The 17016-nt window shown below is 59.9% G+C and carries 17 protein-coding genes; all 17 read left to right on the plus strand.

The window, feature by feature from the left end; all coding sequences use genetic code 11:
- The first annotated feature begins 93 nt into the window (after positions 1-93).
- The 17 genes from HU767_RS04225 to fliJ all read left to right on the plus strand — a co-directional run bounded on the left by HU767_RS04225 (position 94) and on the right by fliJ (position 16925).
- Complete coding sequence (locus tag HU767_RS04225) at positions 94-1020, plus strand: ketoacyl-ACP synthase III (RefSeq protein WP_186704659.1); 927 nt, start codon at positions 94-96, stop codon at positions 1018-1020.
- 83 nt (positions 1021-1103) lie between these two features.
- Positions 1104-2396 carry a 6-hydroxymethylpterin diphosphokinase MptE-like protein gene (locus HU767_RS04230; RefSeq protein ID WP_186728613.1) on the plus strand — a complete coding sequence of 431 codons (1293 nt, stop codon included), beginning with the start codon at positions 1104-1106 and terminating at the stop codon, positions 2394-2396.
- Positions 2393-2662: a hypothetical protein gene (locus HU767_RS04235; RefSeq protein WP_186728614.1), complete on the plus strand. Its 270-nt coding sequence runs from the start codon at positions 2393-2395 to the stop codon at positions 2660-2662. The genes HU767_RS04230 and HU767_RS04235 overlap by 4 nt, the downstream gene beginning before the upstream one ends.
- Before the next feature lie 253 nt (positions 2663-2915).
- A complete protein-coding gene (locus HU767_RS04240; protein ID WP_186728615.1) occupies positions 2916-3767 on the plus strand; it encodes a flagellin domain-containing protein in 852 nt (283 codons plus the stop codon).
- 72 nt (positions 3768-3839) lie between these two features.
- Positions 3840-4205, plus strand: a complete 366-nt coding sequence (locus HU767_RS04245) for a flagellar protein FlaG (protein WP_186704663.1) — start codon at positions 3840-3842, stop codon at positions 4203-4205.
- 82 nt (positions 4206-4287) lie between these two features.
- Positions 4288-5721 carry a flagellar filament capping protein FliD gene (gene fliD / locus HU767_RS04250; RefSeq protein WP_186728616.1) on the plus strand — a complete coding sequence of 478 codons (1434 nt, stop codon included), beginning with the start codon at positions 4288-4290 and terminating at the stop codon, positions 5719-5721.
- Positions 5722-5851: 130 nt separating this feature from the next.
- Positions 5852-6247, plus strand: a complete 396-nt coding sequence (gene fliS / locus HU767_RS04255; protein WP_030141090.1) for a flagellar export chaperone FliS — start codon at positions 5852-5854, stop codon at positions 6245-6247.
- Positions 6248-6258: 11 nt separating this feature from the next.
- The gene (locus HU767_RS04260) at positions 6259-6555 is read left to right on the plus strand and encodes a flagellar protein FliT (RefSeq protein WP_109751343.1); all 297 of its coding nucleotides are present in this window, start codon (positions 6259-6261) and stop codon (positions 6553-6555) included.
- 170 nt (positions 6556-6725) lie between these two features.
- Complete coding sequence (locus HU767_RS04265; protein ID WP_003199076.1) at positions 6726-8201, plus strand: sigma-54 dependent transcriptional regulator; 1476 nt, start codon at positions 6726-6728, stop codon at positions 8199-8201.
- A 128-nt stretch (positions 8202-8329) separates the two neighbouring features.
- Positions 8330-9520: an ATP-binding protein gene (locus tag HU767_RS04270; RefSeq protein WP_186728655.1), complete on the plus strand. Its 1191-nt coding sequence runs from the start codon at positions 8330-8332 to the stop codon at positions 9518-9520.
- A gap of 5 nt (positions 9521-9525) precedes the next feature.
- On the plus strand, positions 9526-10920 hold the full coding sequence (gene fleR / locus HU767_RS04275; RefSeq protein WP_186728617.1) for a sigma-54-dependent response regulator transcription factor FleR: 1395 nt from the start codon (positions 9526-9528) through the stop codon (positions 10918-10920).
- 215 nt (positions 10921-11135) lie between these two features.
- Entirely contained in the window at positions 11136-11462 is a 327-nt protein-coding gene (fliE, locus tag HU767_RS04280) for a flagellar hook-basal body complex protein FliE (RefSeq protein ID WP_003199082.1), read from the plus strand.
- 15 nt (positions 11463-11477) lie between these two features.
- Positions 11478-13262, plus strand: a complete 1785-nt coding sequence (fliF, locus tag HU767_RS04285) for a flagellar basal-body MS-ring/collar protein FliF (protein WP_186704666.1) — start codon at positions 11478-11480, stop codon at positions 13260-13262.
- Positions 13255-14274: a flagellar motor switch protein FliG gene (gene fliG, locus HU767_RS04290; protein WP_003184041.1), complete on the plus strand. Its 1020-nt coding sequence runs from the start codon at positions 13255-13257 to the stop codon at positions 14272-14274. Before fliF ends, fliG begins: the two co-directional genes overlap by 8 nt.
- A gap of 7 nt (positions 14275-14281) precedes the next feature.
- On the plus strand, positions 14282-15121 hold the full coding sequence (gene fliH, locus HU767_RS04295) for a flagellar assembly protein FliH (RefSeq protein ID WP_186728618.1): 840 nt from the start codon (positions 14282-14284) through the stop codon (positions 15119-15121).
- The gene (gene fliI / locus HU767_RS04300; protein WP_186704668.1) at positions 15111-16469 is read left to right on the plus strand and encodes a flagellar protein export ATPase FliI; all 1359 of its coding nucleotides are present in this window, start codon (positions 15111-15113) and stop codon (positions 16467-16469) included. Before fliH ends, fliI begins: the two co-directional genes overlap by 11 nt.
- 6 nt (positions 16470-16475) lie before the next feature.
- The gene (gene fliJ, locus HU767_RS04305) at positions 16476-16925 is read left to right on the plus strand and encodes a flagellar export protein FliJ (RefSeq protein ID WP_186704669.1); all 450 of its coding nucleotides are present in this window, start codon (positions 16476-16478) and stop codon (positions 16923-16925) included.
- Positions 16926-17016: the final 91 nt, after the last annotated feature.

The raw sequence follows: 17016 nt of genomic DNA on the forward strand, positions 1-17016 counted from the left end.
GACCAGTGATAGCCCTTTACACTTCCCGTTTGTCGGCGCCCCTCGATTCCTTGCGAGCGGTGGTATTGGGCTGTTTTTGATTGGGAAGCCGTAATGATTGGCATAAAAAGCATTGCGAGCTACGTTCCTGTAGCCGGCGTGGACAATTACGCACAAGGTGCGAAGTTTGAAAAGGATGAAGAGTTCATCCTTGGCAAGATCGGTTCCGCCTTCTTGCCACGCAAGGATGACAGTCAGGAAACCTCGGATCTGTGTGTCGAAGCGGCCAATGCGCTGTTTGCCAATAATCCCGATCTAAAGCGCGAATCCATCGATGTACTGATCGTCGTCACCCAGAACGGCGATGAAGAAGGCTTGCCCCACACCGCGGCCATCGTCCAGGACAAGCTCGGTCTGCCCACTAGCGTGGCGGCGTTCGATATTTCCCTGGGCTGCTCGGGTTATGTCTACGGCATCTATGCCATCAAAGGTTTCATGGAAGCCGCCGGCCTGAAGAATGGCCTGTTGGTGACCGCCGACCCATACTCGAAGATCGTCGATCCGGAAGACCGCAACACCACGATGCTGTTCGGCGATGCCGCCACGGCGACGTGGATGGGTGAAGATGCGCCGTGGCAGTTGGGCAAGGCCAAGTTTGGCACTGACGGTTCCGGTGCGCCGCACCTGAAGGTCAGCGATGGTGTGTTCTTCATGAACGGTCGCCAGGTGTTCAACTTCGCGTTGCTCAAGGTGCCGGCTCATTTGCATGAGCTGCTGGCCGAGTCTGACCTGCAGGCCAGCGATATCGATGCGTTCTGTATTCACCAGGGCAGCGCGGCGATTGTCGATGCCGTGGCGCGGCGTTTCGAAGGCGAGCCGGAGAAGTTCATCAAGGACATGGTTGAGACCGGAAACACGGTCTCGTCGAGCATTCCGCTGCTGTTGGAGAAGCACGTGCTCGATTCCGACTGGAAACGGGTGGCGTTGAGTGGCTTCGGCGTAGGTCTGTCATGGGGTTCGGCGATCATCTATCGCCCGTGAATCTATAAAACCCAGGCACAAAAATAGCGTCCAAGGTGTAATCTTGGACGCTATTTTTTTGCCTGACGCGAAAGCGAGACACCATGAGCGAGTTCTTCGAGCGCAATCTCCAGATCATCCAGCAGCGTTGGCCGGCCCTGGCCGGGCGCCTGTCAATGGAGGATGTTGCTGGCTTGCAAACCGATCTGGTGGAGGGGCTTGGGTCGACCCTGAGCGTCAACGGTATCCAACTGAGCAGTCGCCATGATCGCCTCGCCGAGGCCGACCTGCAAGCCGCCAGCGTGGCGCCGGACGCCTCCATTGTGCATGTCTATGGCACCGGGCTGGGCGATCTGCAGAGTCGTTTGCTGGAGCGGGCAGGGCTTGAACGGTTGTCGGTGCATATCCTCAACGGCGCGGTGTTCGCCCTGGTGCTGCAGGTGCTGGACCAATCGCCCTGGCTTTCCGACCCGAGGGTGGTGTTGCGCTATGCCGGCGATCTGGCGGAAATCCAACTGCCATTTTTTGCGCTCCCCGCCGAGTTGGTGCTGGCCGATGATTACAGCGCCAAGATTCGTGATCGGTTGATCAGCGAAATTCATCTGGACTTCACCAACCAGGCGTTTGACCCCCGGTCCCCTGAGATTGTCGAGCGCCTGCAATCGACGTTAAGTCTTGTGCAGGAAGATCGTGACGTTTCCGAGCTGTTCGGTTCCTTGGACGGGCGTGAGGCGTTCGTCATTGCCACCGGTCCGAGTCTTGAGCGGCACTTCGAGAAATTGCGTCACCTGAGCAACCAAACCGAGCGACCATTGTTGATTTGTGTCGATACGGCTTACCGACCGTTGATCGATCATGGCGTTGCCCCGGATATCGTGGTCAGCATCGACCAGCGTATTTCGGCACGTCATCTTCCGCCTGAAGACACCGACGGCATTGCCCTGGTCTATCTGCCGATGGCCGATCCCTTGGTGATCGGAGCGTGGCGGGGAGCGCGTTATGCCGGCTACTCCTCGAGCCCTGTCTACCGTCAGATGCGGGCGCAGCTGCGCCGCGCCGAACTCCATGTAGGCGGCAGCGTGATTCATCCGGCCGTCGACCTGGCGGTGAAAATGGGCGCTGCACAGGTCACGCTCTTCGGTGCCGATTTTGCCTTTCCTCATGACAGGACTCATGCAGGTTGGGGCGACGGTGATTTGGGCCCGCAACTGGGCGCGTCCCGGCATTGGGTGCTCGATGGGTATGGCCGGCGAGTCAAGACCCAACTCAACTTCCGCAGCTACCTCTGTGAGCTGGAACGTTTTATTGCCGGGCACCCCCAGGTGCGGTTCCTCAACAGCAGTCGGGACGGGGCGATGATCGTCGGCACCGATTTCCATCCGGAGTATGCGCAATGACTACGCTTGATGAGGCAATCAATGATGCCCGTGAATGCGCGCGCCTGTTTCGTCTCGGCAGGGACGTTGAGGCGGGGTTGGCGATGGTCGCGCTGGTTGAATCGACTCAGCCCTTGGTTGAACGGATGCCAGGCGATGTCACCACATCATGGAATCGGCTGCTTGCCTTGATGTTCGATGACCAGCAGGCGCAGAACTGGATCTCCCTGGCCGATTACCTTGAGTACGAATGGGTCCAACTGTTGACCGCTGGTCAGGCTATCTAGCTCTCTTGGGCTACGTTCATCACTGGTATTGCCTTCAACGACGCCAGCGGCGTTTCCCTGACGCCATTTTTCTACCCTTGAATCGCAGCCAAGTCCTTGATTTACGAGGGGTGGCATCCTGATGGCAAAATTTTTGAAAAATCTGCTAAAGCAAGTTCCGATTACGACGATAACTATTACGAAGGTTCTCTAGGCCACACCCGGCGGTTGCCAGGGCCGGAAGCCGCAGTACCCAACCAACGAGGAATTCGTCATGGCTTTAACAGTAAACACTAACGTCACATCGTTGAACGTTCAGAAGAACCTGAACAAGGCTTCCGATGCTCTGTCCACTTCGATGACCCGCCTGTCGTCCGGCCTGAAAATCAACAGCGCCAAAGACGACGCCGCTGGCCTGCAGATCGCTACCCGTATGACTTCGCAAATCCGCGGTCAGACTGTTGCGATCAAGAACGCCAACGACGGTATCTCCATCGCTCAGACCGCTGAAGGCGCTCTGCAGGAATCCACCAACATTCTGCAGCGTATGCGTGAACTGGCTGTACAGGCACGAAACGACAACAACGGCACCGCTGACCGTGTCGCTCTGAACAAAGAATTTGCTCAGATGTCGGACGAACTGACCCGTATCGCCAACTCCACCAACCTCAACGGTAAGAACCTGATCGACGGTACCGCTGGCACCATGACCTTCCAGGTTGGTTCCATGACCGGTTCTGACAACCAGATCACCCTGACCCTGGACAGCGGCTTCGACGCAGCGACCCTGAGCGTTGACTCTGCCACCGTCGTCATCAGTGCTGTTGACAGCGCATCGGCTGAAAGCGCCACCGCCGCTGCAATCGACGCGATCGACGCTGCTCTGGCAACCATCAACTCCAGCCGTGCGGACCTCGGTGCTGCCCAGAACCGTCTGACCAGCACCATCTCCAACCTGCAGAACATCAACGAAAACGCCGCTGCTGCACTGGGTCGCGTACAAGATACCGACTTCGCTGCTGAAACTGCCCAGCTGACCAAGCAGCAGACTCTGCAACAGGCTTCCACTTCGGTTCTGGCCCAGGCCAACCAGCTGCCATCCGCTGTACTGAAGCTGCTTCAGTAATAGTCGGATGAGTTTTAGCGGGGGAGTGCGCTTGCGTACTCTCTCGCTTTTTCCGTTCAAGAGGTGATGGACATGGATATGAGCGTGAAGCTGAACTTGTCTTATCCGGCGGCGAAACCGGCGCCCAATGTGGCCGATAAGCCCGTGGAGAAGCCTCGGGCCGAGGTTGCTGTGGTAGCTCCGGTCAAAGAAGCCCCTAAAGATGCTGCTGCCGAGCAGGACAAACTCAAGAAAGCCGTTCAGGAAATCGAGAAGTTCGTCCAGTCGGTCAAGCGCAACCTGGAGTTCTCTATCGATGAGCCTTCAGGCAAAGTAATAGTCAAAGTGATTGCCAGCAGTTCCGGCGAAGTGATTCGCCAGATTCCTAATGAGGAAGTCTTGCGGCTGGCGGACAGTTTGAATGATGCAAACAGCTTGTTGTTCAGCGCCGAAGCCTGACAACCGGCACGAATTCTGTTGTTATGTTCTTTTGGGCGTTGTAAAGGTCAAAAGGCCGGCGACACACTGAAGGGAGTCCCACATGGCAAGTCCAATTCTACCTGGCTTGGGTTTAGGCTCTGGCCTTGATACCTCTGCGATCGTCAAGGCACTGGTTGATTCTGACAAAGCGGCCAAGCAAGGTCAGATCGACCGCGCCACCAAGACCAACACCGCCAACATCTCAGGGATCGGAACCCTGAAATCGTTGTTGGCTACCTTCCAGTCCGCACTTGAAGCCCTGGGCAGCACGACCACGCCCCAATTCACAGGGGTTTCTGCCACCTCGGCCAATACCAGCGCACTGACAGTGACGGCCGGTAACACCGCTGTAGCCGGCACTTACTCGGTAAACGTCACTCAGTTGGCAACGTCATCGAAAGTGGCTACCGCCGCGTTCGCGGGTGGCGCCTCCAGTGTCGTAGGCGCGGGCACGCTGACTATCAGCCAGAGTGGTCAGGATTACACGCTTGATATTCCGGCTGACGGGACGCTGCAATCGGTTCGGGACGCGATCAATAGCAAGTATTCCTCCAGTGGTTTGACCGCCAACATCATCACGGACAATTTTGGCTCCCGCTTAGTAGTGGGGTCGACAAAAACCGGCGCTGGCAGTGATATCTCGCTCAGTGGAATTGCCAGCCTGGCTGCCAACGGTTCTGTGGAGATGGGGACGCCTAGCGCAACCTCCTCGGGATCAATCGGCCTCGCCAAGGACGCTGTGTTTACTGTCGACGGACTGTCGATGACCAGTCCGACCAACAAATTGGATAACGTCGTTTCCGGCCTGAGCATGACATTGCTTGTCGAGGACACGGGTCCTACGATCGTCACTGTGGCTACCAACGCAGACGGCCTGAAGGCTTCGATCCAGAAATTTGTCGATGCTTATAACGCGATTGCCAAGGCAGTCACCTCGTTGACCAAGCCGTCGACGGATGCCAATGGAAATTCGGTGCCCGCGGCGCTGACGGGCGACTCGTTGCCGCGTTCCCTGCTGGCGGCCATTCGTGCGCCGTTGTCCGAAACCGGGGCGGGCGACAAGCTCACCGTATTGTCTCAGTTGGGTATCACCACCAACCAGACAACGGGGGCTCTTGATTTCAACAGCGCGAAATTTACTGACGCGTTGAATACCAAGCAGTTGGGTGGCGAAGTCCAGACGCTGTTCACTGGTGAGAATGGCTTGATCGAGCGCATGCAGAATGCGCTCAAGCCCTTCACGGAAAACAAGACGGGACCTGACGGAAAGACGGTAATCGATAGCGTCTTGACGGCAAGATCGAAGAATCTCGATATCATCAAGGCCAAATTGAGTGCCGACCAACTGGCGCTGGACCGTCGGATCGAAACGCTGACTGCGGTGTTGACCAAAAAGTACAACGACATGGATACATTGGTCGGCAAGCTGAAAGCCACCGCCAGTAACATCACATCCATGTTCGAGGCAATGACAGCGCAGCAGAGAAATAGCTGATTCTGACTGATGCAAAAAAGCCCGGTAGCGTCTCAGGACGCTCCGGGCTTTCGGCTTTTTCGACCTAAAGTTTTTTGACGCAGCGTCGATACGCTGTTTATACGAACCGAAGTTTTTGATGAGGTAGAACATGAATCCGATGTTAGCCCTTCGCCAATACCAGAAGATTGGCGCCCAGGCGCAAACCTCCGAAGCAAGTCCCCATCGTCTGGTGCAAATGCTCATGGAGGGCGGGCTGGACCGTATCGCCCAGGCCAAGGGCGCGATGGAACGCAAGGATATTGCCAACAAAGGCGTGCTGATCAGTAAGGCCATCGGCATCGTCGGCGGCCTGCGTGAAGGCTTGGATCTGGAAAACCAGGCCGAGTCGGTAGCCGAGTTGGACGCTCTCTACACCTACATGATGAAACGCCTGGCCGAAGCCAACGCCAAGACCGATCCGAAGATCCTCGACGAAGTCGCCGATCTGCTCCGCACGGTCAAGGAAGGCTGGGACGGCATCGCGCCAGCTGGTCCGCAATTCTAAGGAGTGCTCTCATGAGTCTTGTCCTGCAGCGAATCGAACAAACCCGTGACGCCTTGGTCGATGCCTTGGCCGAGCGTAACTGGGAGGCCATCGGTCAATTGGACCTGGCGTGCCGTTCCTGCATGGAAGACGTCCTGGGTGAGCCTCAGGTGGACGAGGCGGCGTTGCGGACCAATCTTGAGGAATTGCTGGGGGTGTATCGGCAATTACTGGAGGCGGCGACGGGAGAGCGTCAGGCGATCGTCGATGAGATGCAGCAGATCCATCAAGCACAGAACGCTGCAAAGGTTTACCATCTGTTTGGTTAATGCTCAGTTAATCCGAATCCGTTGCGCCATAAATTTGACTGTGCACGGTTTTTTGACTTAACTAGTAACTGTTTACAGATTTCAGGCGTCTACAGGCATAACAAGTCTGCAAGCGTCTAGCTTGCCCCCTAATTTTTGGGCATTGGGTTGACTAGGGAAGTTGCTATTGCATGTGGCGTGAAACCAAAATTCTCCTGATCGATGACGATAGCGTCCGCCGCCGCGACCTGGCGGTGATCCTGAATTTTCTTGGCGAAGAAAATTTACCCTGCGGAAGCCATGACTGGCAGCAGGCCGTCGGCTCATTGTCGTCCAGTCGTGAAGTCATTTGTGTCCTTATCGGGACCGTAAATGCTCCCGCAACGCTTTTGGGCTTGCTAAAGACACTCTCAACCTGGGATGAGTTCCTTCCGGTTTTGTTAATGGGCGAAAATTCTTCCCTTGACTTGCCTGAGGACCAGCGTCGCCGGGTACTTTCCACCCTCGAAATGCCGCCCAGCTACAGCAAGCTGCTCGATTCGCTGCATCGCGCGCAGGTTTACCGCGAGATGTACGATCAGGCCCGCGAGCGCGGCCGGCATCGCGAACCCAACCTGTTCCGCAGCCTCGTCGGCACCAGCCGGGCGATCCAGCATGTACGCCAGATGATGCAGCAGGTCGCCGATACGGACGCCAGCGTGCTGATCCTGGGCGAGTCCGGTACCGGCAAGGAAGTGGTTGCGCGCAACCTGCATTACCACTCCAAGCGCCGCGAAGCGCCGTTCGTGCCGGTCAACTGTGGCGCGATTCCGGCCGAGTTGCTGGAGAGCGAACTGTTTGGTCATGAGAAGGGTGCATTCACGGGTGCAATCACCAGCCGCGCCGGACGTTTCGAACTGGCCAACGGCGGTACGCTGTTTCTCGACGAAATCGGCGACATGCCGCTGCCGATGCAGGTCAAGCTGTTGCGCGTCCTGCAGGAACGCACCTTCGAGCGCGTGGGCAGCAACAAGACCCAGAGCGTCGATGTGCGCATCATTGCCGCCACGCACAAGAACCTTGAAAGCATGATCGAGGTCGGCAGTTTCCGCGAAGATCTCTATTACCGCCTCAACGTTTTCCCGATCGAGATGGCGCCACTGCGTGAGCGCGTCGAAGACATCCCGTTGCTGATGAACGAGCTGATCTCGCGCATGGAGCACGAAAAGCGCGGTTCGATCCGCTTCAACTCGGCGGCGATCATGTCCCTGTGCCGCCATGGCTGGCCGGGCAACGTTCGTGAGTTGGCCAACCTGGTGGAGCGCATGGCGATCATGCACCCGTACGGGGTGATCGGTGTGAACGAACTGCCGAAGAAATTCCGCTACGTCGACGACGAAGACGAGCAAATGGTCGACAGCCTGCGCAGCGACCTGGAAGAGCGGGTGGCGATCAACGGCCACACGCCGGACTTCACCGCCAATGCCTTGTTGCCGCCCGAAGGCTTGGACCTCAAGGATTACCTGGGAGGCCTTGAACAAGGGCTGATCCAGCAGGCCCTGGACGATGCCAACGGCATCGTGGCCCGCGCGGCGGAACGCCTGCGCATCCGCCGTACCACCCTGGTGGAGAAGATGCGCAAGTACGGCATGAGCCGTCGCGAAGGAGATGAACAGGCGGATGATTGACGCCTGTTTTCCAACCGCCTGATTTTCAGGCGGTTTTTTTTCGGCACGGGTATTGCTACAGCCCTCGCAACGTTCCGTTTAACTGACGGTCAGCCAAGCGAGAGAGCACGATGACCCAAGCCGCCCAGATGTCGCCTGTCCCCGAGCCGGGACACCTGCCGTCCGCCGAACAGGCGAGCCGGCTTGGACTTGAGCAGGCATTTTCGCTGTTCAACCAGATGTCCAGCCAACTGACCGATTCCTACAGCCTGCTCGAAGCCCGGGTCACCGAACTCAAGGGTGAGCTGGCCGTGGTCAGCGCCCAGCGCATGCAGGAGCTGGCGGAAAAGGAACGCCTGGCCAATCGGCTGCAGAATCTCCTCGACCTCTTGCCGGGTGGCGTCATCGTCATCGATGCCCACGGTTTCGTGCGCGAAGCCAACCCGGCGGCCTGCGAATTGCTCGGCCTGCCGTTGGAAGGCGAGCTGTGGCGGCACGTTATCGCCCGCTGCTTTGCGCCACGGGAAGACGATGGCCATGAAGTGTCCCTCAAGGACGGTCGGCGCCTGTCCATCTCGACGCGCTCGCTGGATGCCGAGCCTGGACAGTTGGTACTGCTCAACGACTTGACTGAAACCCGTCACCTGCAAGACCAATTGGCGCGCCATGAGCGCCTGTCCTCCCTGGGGCGGATGGTGGCCTCGCTGGCCCACCAGATTCGTACCCCGCTTTCCGCCGCGCTGCTTTACGCCAGTCATCTGACCGAGCAGCAATTGCCAGTGGAAACCCAGCAACGCTTTGCTGGGCGCTTGAAAGAGCGCCTGCACGAGCTGGAACACCAAGTGCGCGACATGCTGGTGTTCGCCCGCGGCGAGCTGCCGTTGACTGACCGCGTCAGCCCCAAGGCCTTGCTGCAATCGCTGCAAGCCGCGGCATTGACCCATGTGCAGCAATTGCCGATCCGCTGGCAGTGCGACAGCCATGCCGGCGAAGTGTTGTGCAATCGCGACACGCTGGTGGGTGCGGTGTTGAACCTGATCGAAAACGCGATCCAGGCCAGCGGCGGCGACGTCCGGCTGAAAGTGCACTTATACACACGAGACAACACCTTGCGCCTGTCGGTCAGCGACAACGGCAGCGGTATCGAGCCGGCCGTGCTGGCGCGCCTGGGCGAGCCATTCTTTACCACCAAGACCACCGGCACTGGCCTGGGCCTGACCGTGGTCAAGGCCGTGGCCCGTGCCCACCAGGGCGAATTGCAGCTGCGCTCGCGGCTGGGCCGTGGCACCTGCGCAACGGTGTGCTTGCCGCTGTTTTCCAGCGGGCCGGGGGTGGAGTAAACGCAATGGCGATCAAGGTGTTGCTGGTTGAGGATGATCGGGCCCTGCGCGAGGCGCTGGCCGATACGCTGGTGCTGGCCGGGCACGATTACGCCGCCGTCGGTTCGGCGGAAGAAGCGTTGCTGGCGGTCGGCCGGGAAGCGTTCAGCCTGGTGGTCAGTGACGTCAACATGCCGGGCATGGATGGTCATCAGTTGCTGGGTCTGTTGCGCGCCCGTCAGCCGCAACTGCCAGTCTTGCTGATGACGGCCCACGGGGCCGTCGAGCGGGCGGTGGATGCCATGCGCCAGGGCGCGGCGGATTACCTGGTCAAGCCGTTCGAGCCCAAGGCGCTGCTGGATCTGGTCGCACGTCATGCCTTGGGCAGCCTGGCGGTGGAGGGCGAAGGCCCGGTGGCCATCGAGCCGGCCAGTGCGCAGCTGCTGGAATTGGCCGCGCGGGTGGCTCGCAGCGATTCGACGGTGCTGATTTCCGGCGAATCCGGTACGGGCAAGGAAGTACTGGCCCGCTACATCCATCAACAATCCCGGCGTGCCGGGGAACCGTTCATCGCCATCAATTGCGCGGCGATTCCTGACAACATGCTCGAGGCGACGCTGTTCGGCCACGAAAAGGGGTCGTTTACCGGCGCCATTGCCGCCCAGGCCGGCAAGTTCGAGCAGGCCGACGGCGGCACGATCCTGCTCGATGAAATTTCCGAAATGCCCTTGGGCCTGCAAGCCAAGCTGTTGCGGGTGTTGCAGGAGCGGGAAGTGGAGCGGGTCGGTGCCCGCAAGCCCATCAGCCTGGACATCCGCGTGGTGGCGACCACCAACCGCGACCTGGCTGGCGAAGTGGCGGCGGGGCGTTTCCGTGAAGACCTCTATTACCGCCTGTCGGTATTTCCGCTGGCCTGGCGTCCATTGCGCGAGCGCACCGCCGATATCCTGCCGCTGGCCGAGCGCCTGCTGAACAAACACGTCAATAAAATGAAGCACGCGGCGGCCCGGCTTTCAGCCGAGGCCCGGGCCTGTCTGATTGCCTACCCGTGGCCGGGCAATGTCCGAGAGCTGGATAACGCCATTCAGCGGGCCCTGATCCTGCAGCAGGGCGGTTTGATCCAACCGGAGGATTTCTGCCTGGCCGGGCCGGTGGCCTGTGCGCCATTGCCGGCACTGGCACCGGTCCCCGCCGCAACCATTGCGCCGCCAGTGGATATGGAGGGCGATTCGGTGGGTGCTTTGGGAGACGACCTGCGGCGCCGCGAGTTCCAGATGATCATCGATACCCTGCGCGCCGAACGCGGTCGTCGCAAGGAGGCGGCCGAACGCCTGGGCATCAGCCCACGCACCCTGCGCTACAAGCTGGCGCAAATGCGCGACGCCGGCATGGATGTCGAGGCTTATCTGTTCGCCAGTTGAATGATGTACACCGAATATCCCTTGTGGGAGCGGGCTTGCTCGCGAAAGCGCTTTATCAGTCACCGTTGCATTGACTGAACCACCGCCTTCGCGAGCAAGCCCGCTCCCACATGCATTTGTTTTTTATCGCCATGGAGCTGGCACCCTTGTTGCTAATACCTACGTACCCGCTGAGTAAGTGTCAAAAAAACGCGGGCCGCCAGAGAGAGTAGACCATGAGCCAAGGTATTGAATTTAATCGGTTGATGCTGGACATGCGGGCCATGCAGATGGACGCCATGGCCCAGCCTAAATCGGTCGCGGTCCCCCAGGTGGGTGGCAGCAGCTTTTCCGACATGCTCGGTCAGGCCGTCAATAAAGTGAACGATACCCAGCAGGCTTCGAACCAGTTGGCCAGTGCTTTCGAGATTGGCAAAAGTGGCGTCGACCTGACGGACGTAATGATCTCCTCGCAGAAAGCCAGTGTCTCGTTTCAGGCGCTGACCCAGGTTCGCAACAAACTGGTTCAGGCCTACCAAGACATCATGCAGATGCCGGTTTAAGGAAATTATTGAGTCATGGCAGAAGCAGCCGTTGATAACGTTCCAGCCAAGGCCACTCCGGTAGACGGCAAACCGCCGTTGTTCGGCCTGTCTTTCCTGGAAAATCTCTCCGAGATGACCATGCTGCGTCAGGTCGGCCTGTTGGTCGGCCTGGCTGCCAGCGTGGCGATTGGTTTCGCCGTGGTGTTGTGGTCCCAGCAGCCAGACTACCGTCCGTTGTACGGTAGCCTGGAGGGCATGGATGCCAAGCAAGTCATGGAGACCCTGGCTTCTGCCGACATTCCTTACACCGTCGAACCTAACTCTGGCGCCTTGCTGGTCAAGGCCGACGATGTCGCGCGTGCGCGCCTCAAGCTCGCCGCCGCTGGCGTGACGCCGACCGATGGCAACATCGGTTTCGAGATCCTCGACAAGGACCAGGGCCTGGGCACCAGCCAGTTCATGGAAGCGACCCGTTATCGTCGCGGCCTGGAAGGTGAGCTGGCGCGGACCATTTCCAGCCTGAACAACGTCAAGGGTGCGCGTGTGCACCTGGCGATTCCGAAAAGCTCGGTGTTCGTGCGCGATGAGCGCAAGCCGAGTGCTTCGGTATTGGTCGAACTGTATTCCGGCCGCTCCCTTGAGCCAGGCCAGGTCGTTGCCATTATCAATCTGGTGGCGACCAGCGTACCCGAGCTGAGCAAGTCGCAGATCACTGTGGTCGACCAGAAGGGCAACCTGCTGTCCGACCAGGCGGAAAATTCCGAACTGACCATGGCCGGCAAGCAATACGACTACAGCCGTCGCATGGAAGGCATGTTCACCCAGCGGGTACATAACATTCTGCAACCCATCCTCGGCAATGGTCGCTACAAGGCCGAAGTCTCCGCGGATGTGGATTTCAGCGCCGTCGAATCGACTTCCGAGCAGTTCAACCCGGATCAACCGGCGTTGCGCAGCGAGCAGTCGGTGAACGAGCAGCGTACCGCCAGCAATGGCCCGCAGGGCGTGCCCGGTGCCCTGAGCAACCAGCCGCCGTCGCCGGCCAGCGCGCCGCAAACCACCGGTGGTGCTACGGCGGCCGCCGGCATGGTGCAGCCAGGCCAGCCGCTGATCGATGCCAATGGCCAGCAAATCATGGATCCGGCCACCGGCCAGCCGATGCTCGCGCCGTACCCGGCCGACAAGCGCCAGCAATCGACCAAGAACTTCGAGCTCGACCGTTCCATCAGCCACACCAAGCAGCAGCAGGGCCGTTTGAATCGCCTGTCGGTCGCCGTGGTGGTGGACGACCAGGTCAAGGTCAACCCGGCCAACGGCGAAACCAGCCGTGCGCCGTGGACCGCCGACGAATTGGCGCGCTTCACTCGCCTGGTGCAGGACGCGGTCGGTTTCGACGCCAGCCGTGGCGACAGCGTCAGTGTGATCAACGTGCCGTTCTCCCTGGAGCGCGGTGAAGAAATCGCTGACATTCCGTTTTATTCGCAACCCTGGTTCTGGGATGTGGTCAAGCAAGTATTGGGTGTGTTGTTCATCCTGATACTGGTCTTCGGTGTGTTGCGTCCGGTGCTGAACAACATCACCGGTGGCGGCAAGAACAAGCAGTTGGCAGGCTTGGGCGATGTCGAGCTGGGAGGCATGGGCGGCCTGGATGGCGAATTGGCCAACGATCGCGTCAGCCTCGGCGGGCCGCAGAGCATCCTGCTGCCAAGCCCGAGCGAAGGCTACGACGCTCAGTTGAACGCCATCAAGAGTCTGGTGGCAGAAGACCCGGGTCGTGTGGCCCAGGTCGTGAAAGAGTGGATTAACGCAGATGAGTGATAATCGAGCCGCTGTTGCCAAATTGTCCCGGGTCGACAAAGCCGCGATCCTGCTGCTGTCCCTGGGTTCGACCGACGCCGCCCAAGTGCTGCGTCACATGGGCCCCAAAGAGGTCCAACGCGTGGGCGTGGCCATGGCGCAAATGGGCAACGTGCACCGTGAGCAGGTCGAGCAGGTGATGAGCGAATTCGTCGACATCGTCGGCGATCAGACCAGCCTGGGCGTCGGTTCCGACGACTACGTGCGCAAGATGCTGACCCAGGCACTGGGCGAGGACAAGGCCAACGGCCTCATCGACCGGATCCTGTTGGGTGGCAATACCAGCGGCCTGGACAGCCTCAAGTGGATGGAGCCGCGGGCGGTTGCCGACGTGATCCGTTACGAGCACCCGCAGATCCAGGCGATCGTGGTGGCTTACCTCGACCCCGACCAGGCTGGTGAAGTGCTCGGCAACTTCGATCACAAGGTGCGCCTGGACATCATCCTGCGGGTGTCGTCGCTCAACACCGTGCAGCCGGCGGCCCTGAAAGAATTGAACCAGATTCTCGAGAAGCAGTTCTCGGGCAACTCCAATGCCTCGCGCACCACCTTGGGTGGCATCAAGCGCGCGGCGGACATCATGAACTTCCTCGACAGTTCGATCGAAGGTCAGTTGATGGACTCGATCCGCGAAGTCGACGAAGACCTGTCCGGTCAGATCGAAGACCTCATGTTCGTGTTCAACAACCTGTCCGATGTCGACGACCGTGGCATCCAGGCGCTGTTGCGCGAAGTGTCGTCCGACGTGCTGGTGCTGGCCCTCAAGGGTTCGGACGAAGGCGTCAAGGAAAAGATCTTCAAGAACATGTCCAAACGAGCGGCCGAACTGTTGCGCGACGACCTCGAGGCCAAGGGCCCGGTGCGCGTCAGCGACGTGGAAACCGCACAGAAGGAAATCCTCACCATCGCCCGCCGCATGGCCGAAGCCGGGGAGATTGTTCTCGGTGGCAAGGGCGGCGAAGAGATGATCTAAGGTCGTTATGTCTGCCAAGAGTGATGAAGCACCCAGCGACCTGATCCGCGGCCGAGACGTCAGTAATTTCGACGTCTGGTCGCTGCCCAGCTTCGACCCCCACGTGCCCGAGCCTGAGCCGGAGCCCGTGGAGGAACTGCCGGAGATGGAGGAGGTGCCGCTGGAAGAAGTCCAGCCGCTGACCCTCGAGGAAGTCGAGAGCATTCGCCAGGAAGCCTATAACGAAGGCTTCGCCGTGGGCGAAAAGGAGGGCTTCCACAGCACCACGCTCAAGGTCCGCCAGGAAGCCGATGTGGCGTTGACGGCCAAGCTTCGTGCGTTGGAATCGCTGATGCTCAACCTGTTCGACCCGATTGCCGAGCAGGACACCCAGATCGAGAAATCCCTGGTGGGTTTGGTGCAACACATCGCCAAACAAGTGATCCAGCGCGAGCTGGCCATCGATTCGACCCAGATCGAAGAGGTGATGCGTGAAGCGCTCAAGCTGTTGCCGTTGGGCGTGGGCAACGTGCGGCTGTACATCAATCCCCAGGATTTCGAACTGGTCAAGGCCCTGCGCGAGCGCCATGAGGAAACCTGGCGCATCGTCGAGGATGCGACACTGCTGCCGGGCGGTTGTCGGGTGGAAACCGAACACAGCCGCATCGACGCCACGGTTGAAACACGCATCAGCCAGATCATGGCCAAATTGTTCGACCAGCTACACGAACAGGCCCTGCACCCGGCCGCCGCCGACCTGAGCCTGGAGTTGCCGGACGAACTCCAGGGTGACGTGGCGACGGTCGAGGAGGAATTGGACGTGCCTGAATTGGATACTTCTGTACTGGACAGCCGCGATGCGCCTTGAGCGAACCAGCTTCGGCAAGCGCCTGGGCAGCTACGCCGAGGCCAGTGAGCTGGCCGGCCAGCCGATCCTGGAAGGTCGCTTGCTGCGCATGGTTGGCCTGACCCTCGAAGCCGAGGGCCTGCGTGCCGCCATGGGCAGCCGCTGCATGGTGATCAACGACGACAGCTACCACCCGGTGCAGGTCGAAGCCGAAGTCATGGGTTTTTCCGGCAGCAAGGTCTTCTTGATGCCGGTGGGCAGTGTCGCCGGCATCGCCCCCGGCGCGCGCGTGGTGCCCCTGGCCGACAACGGTCGCCTGCCCATGGGCATGAGCATGCTCGGGCGCGTTCTGGACGGGGCCGGACGGGCCTTGGACGGCAAGGGCGGCATGAAAGCCGAAGACTGGGTGCCGATGGACGGCCCGACGATCAACCCTCTCAAGCGTGACCCCATCAGCGTGCCGCTGGACGTGGGCATCCGTTGCATCAACGGTTTGTTGACGGTCGGTCGCGGCCAGCGCCTGGGCCTGTTTGCCGGTACCGGCGTAGGTAAGAGTGTGCTGCTGGGCATGATGACCCGCTTCACCGAAGCCGACATTATCGTGGTGGGGCTGATCGGCGAGCGGGGCCGTGAGGTCAAGGAATTCATCGAGCACATCCTCGGCGAGGAAGGGCTCAAGCGTTCGGTCGTGGTGGCTTCGCCTGCGGACGATGCACCGCTGATGCGTATGCGGGCGGCGATGTATTGCACCCGTATCGCCGAGTATTTCCGCGACAAGGGCAAGAACGTCCTGCTGCTGATGGATTCGCTCACTCGTTTCGCCCAGGCCCAGCGGGAAATCGCCCTGGCCATCGGCGAGCCGCCGGCCACCAAGGGTTATCCGCCTTCGGTGTTCGCCAAGCTGCCGAAGCTGGTCGAGCGCGCCGGCAATGCGGAAAAGGGCGGCGGTTCCATCACCGCGTTCTATACCGTGCTGTCCGAAGGTGACGACCAGCAAGACCCCATCGCCGACTCGGCCCGAGGCGTACTCGACGGCCACATCGTGCTGTCCAGGCGCCTGGCCGAAGAAGGGCATTACCCGGCCATCGACATCGAGGCGTCCATCAGCCGGGTCATGCCGTCGGTGATCAGTGCCGAGCATATGAGGCGTGCCCAGCAGTTCAAGCAATATTGGTCGCGCTACCAGCAAAGCCGTGACCTGATCAGCGTCGGCGCCTATGTACCTGGTGGCGACCGCGAAACCGACACCGCCATCAGCCTTTACCCGGCGATGGCTGTTTATCTGCGCCAGAGCCTGAACGACAATATCGGCATGGGGGCCAGCGAGGCGCACCTGCAGACCATTTTCGCTCCGGTCGCTGGCGGATAACCGACCATGGCCACGAGTCGTGCGGCACGCCTGGCACCCGTGGTGGACATGGCGGAAAAGGCCGAGAAGACCGCCGTCCAGCGCCTGGCGTATTTCCAGGGGCAAGTGGCCGTTGCCGAGAGCAAGCTGGCAGACCTCGAGAACTTTCGACTCGAATATCAAGAACAGTGGATCGCCCGTGGCGCCCACGGGGTGTCGGGGCAGTGGTTGTTGGGTTACCAAGGATTTCTTGCGCAACTGGGCACTGCCATCGATCAGCAGCGCCAGAGCCTGGTCTGGCACCAGAACAACCTGGAGAAGGCCCGCCAGAGCTGGCAAGAAGCATTCGCCCGAGTCGAAGGGCTGCGCAAACTGGTGCAGCGCTATATCGATGAGGCGCGGCAACTGGAAGACAAGCGCGAACAGAAATTGCTCGATGAATTGTCCCAGCGCCTGCCGCGGCAGAATCCCTACTGATGGGAAACGAGGATTTTGTCGGATGAACGAGGCAAAACCTTGCTCAGACCTTTACCAGATGCTACACCTTGTACACGTATGTCCATGACAA

This window comes from Pseudomonas sp. SWRI179 (assembly GCF_014268705.1).
GTDB classification, from domain to species: Bacteria; Pseudomonadota; Gammaproteobacteria; order Pseudomonadales; family Pseudomonadaceae; genus Aquipseudomonas; species Aquipseudomonas zanjanensis.